Source organism: Nocardioides sp., assembly GCF_050699375.1.
In the GTDB taxonomy this organism is placed as follows: Bacteria; Actinomycetota; Actinomycetes; order Propionibacteriales; family Nocardioidaceae; genus Nocardioides.
Genome location: NZ_JBOHDN010000055.1, coordinates 1 through 3,127, shown reverse-complemented (window position 1 = coordinate 3,127; position 3,127 = coordinate 1). Strand labels below are relative to the sequence as shown.

Below are 3,127 nucleotides of genomic sequence, written 5' to 3'. Positions count from 1 at the left end.
GAGGATCGCCACATCGCGTGGTCGCTGCTCATTCACCCGCCCATCCTCCCAGGAGAGGCTGAGAAGGCGCCAAGCGGCGGGCTCGTCAAGAGACCTTCCCGGCGAGCCCCTGGAAGACGTCGACCAGGACGCGGTCGAGATTGGCCACGTCCGCGGGCTCGCTCAGGTTGCGCAGCGCTCCCCCGGTCTCCTCGGTCAGCCTGCCGAGCACATCGATGGGTGCCTGGTCGCCGATCCCGACGGCGATGACCGGGACCGCGCCTTCACCGCCAATCTCCTCCATCAGTGCGTCGAGGCTCTGCGGCGGGTTCTGGCCGCCATCGGAGAGGAGGACGATCACCGTACGGTCCGAGACCTCGGTCTCGGAGGCGTCGACCGAGGCGCTTCCGTCGCGGATCGCGTCGTACAACGGTGTCTCGCCGAAGGCCGTCAGCTCACAGATCTCGCGCTTGAGCTGCGCACGGGTCGCGCCGCTCAGCGGCTTGATCTCGGTCGAGGTGTCCTTTCCGGCGAGCGGGAACCAGTCCAGGCCCACCGAGTCGCGACCGTCCTTGAGCTCCCCGATGGCGTTGAGGGCCGCGCTCTTCGCGACCTGGAGGTACGTCGGGTTGTCGGTCTTCTCGTCGGTGCAGGCGTCGGTGAACCCGTCGAGACGGACCCGGCGGTCCTGACCGTTGATCTGCTCCATCGAGCCCGAGGTGTCGACGGAGAGCAGCACGCGTACGGGAAGGCGTACGTTCTGCCACTGGTGCCGCCACTGGTTGACCGTCTTCGGTTCCGGCCACGGGGTCACGGACTCGACGTCGTCGGCATCGACCACGTCCTGGAGCTCATCGGTGACCTTCTCCGGCTCACCGGCGGCGCGGAAGCCCCAGGCGCGGAATTCCTGCTGCGCCTTCCTCGTCCTCAGATGCTCGACGAAGGCCTCCGAAGCGGCCCGCTTGGCGTCGTCGGAGTCGAGCGAGGCCATCGGGACCGCGGGGTGGTCGAACGCGTAGATCGTGTCGTCCGGGCTCACCGCGACCATCCGGCGGTCCTCGTCGGTCACCGGGTCGCGGCAGGAGAAGTCGTCGGAACCGAGCGGGTCCTGGCAGTTGTAGAGATAGGCGGTCTGCTCCTGGGCCACCACGGCGTCCATCTGAGCGAGCAGGTCCGGGTTCTGGTAGACGCGGTTCATCAGGCGGGTGATGTCCTCGCCGGCCAGCTCGTCGGGCACCGAGGCGATCGCGTCACGCAGCAGGCCGACCGCGTCCTCCTCGTTGTGGTCGGCGACCAGCGCCTCGTTGAGGGCGACCGAGGTCGCCATCCCCGAGGTCGAGCCGATCGGGTCGTCGATCGCGATCGACAGCTCGCCACCAGCGGCCTTGGTGAGCAGCTCGTCCCAGTCGGGCGAGCCGGAGAGCTTCTCCCGCCTCGCCTCGGGCATCAGGATCGTCAGGACAGAGGAGGCGACCGAGGTCCACTCGCCGTCATTCTCGGCCAGCTCGCCGGCGCCGTCCTCCCCGAGCTCGCCGGCGGCTAGCAGCTTCGGCCAGACCGACTCGGTCGGCAGCCAGAGGTCCGGCTTGCGCGCCCCGACGACCTCGCAGTCCTCGGGGTCATCCACCTTGCACTCCAGCCGGTCGTCCGGCGGTGCGACCCACCCGTCGGCGATCGCCTCGGCCGCCTCGCCCGAGTTGACACCGAACACCTCGACCTCAGCGCAGCCGCCATCCTCGCCGCGGTACTCGTCGTTGAAGTCCGCAGCCATCTCCTCGATGAGGCCGTCCTTCTCCGTGCTGACCACGACGCTCAGCGCCGTCGCCTTTCCCACGCACTCGGTAGCCGTCCGAGGTGATCCTGGGAGACACGCCAGGAGGGTCGCGACCAACGCAACTGCCACGAGCACTCCGCCCAGGAGTCGGACTCTGCGCGAGGGCAACACAGCCGCACCGGGCGCGACCACAGAACCAGCGGGGGCACCGTCAGCACCTAGCGCTGCCTGCCCATGATCGTTCGGAAGGTCTGCGTTCTCGAGGTGGCGAAACCAGAACCGCTCGCCTCGATGGCCCACCACCATCCCGATGACTTTGCCATCCGACTTCCGCACCAGTGGTGCGCCGAGCAGGTCACCGCCAGGCGGCGTCAGGGCCAACCCGTTCCAGTACGCTCCGCCAGCTTGGCGCTCGTGGACCTGTCCGCTGAGACTGCACGAACCACCGTGGACCCACCCGACTGCGTCCACATTCCACTGGACCATCGGGTTCGCCAGCACTACAGGTCTGACGGCCTTGGGAAGTACGTGTCCGGGCGCCAAACGAAGGACTGCATAGCCTGCAGGTGAGATCGGACCCTCTCCCGCGTCCTCCTCGACGTTCCACTGCGCAATCTGGACGTCCACCGGGCTGCCTGGCGCGATCTCCCACAGGCAGGTCATCGAGTCGGACGGCGGTGGTGTCTTGGTGCCCTCGTCTCGGCCGAGCGCGCGGTTCACCACTCCTGGTGCGGTGACGACCAAAGACCCAGTCGCCGCAAAGGCGTATCCGACAACTGATCCGTCGTCTCGGCGCACAGATGCAGTTGCCCGTAGCGGCGGAGGCATCTCGTACTTGGGTGGCAGAGTGATCCACCAGGTCAGGGCTAGGCCGACCAAGCAACCCAAGGCCGTGAACGCAACAGCGGCGGCCACCTTGCCCAGAGTGGCATCGCCGAGCACACCTGTCGCAAGGACAGCGCAAATAGCGGCAGGCACACCGCCGGCGGCCACACCGATCGTTGAACGCCTGGCATCATCGTGCTGCGGCATCCGAGTCCCTCCCGCGCACCGTTTGGTCGGGCGGAAGTCTAGTGACAAATCTTTCTGTACGACGCCGAAATGTTCGCGAGTCTTGCAACGACCCGGCGATCCGCTCGCCTGGAGGGTCCGGAAATAGCAACAGCCCCGGACTCCCCCACGGGTCCAGGGCTGTGCATGAAACGTTTTGCAACGTCTGGTCACAATTAAGCCACAAAGGTGCACGTGAAGGCAAACCCTGGAACGCGTGTCCCAGTTAGACGAGCGGACCCAGGATCCTGCCGAGGCGCGGCGTGACATGGCGGACCCAGGACTCGGTGAGGTGCGACTCGTCGTAGTAGGTCACCTGGTCAC

Annotated in this window: 1 protein-coding gene; it reads right to left on the bottom strand. The window is 67.1% G+C overall.

The window, feature by feature from the left end:
- Positions 1-85: 85 nt before the first annotated feature.
- Positions 86-1,813: a substrate-binding and vWA domain-containing protein gene (locus ACRDPS_RS03025; RefSeq protein ID WP_431500137.1), complete on the bottom strand. Its 1,728-nt coding sequence runs from the start codon at positions 1,811-1,813 to the stop codon at positions 86-88.
- Positions 1,814-3,127 lie beyond the last annotated feature (1,314 nt).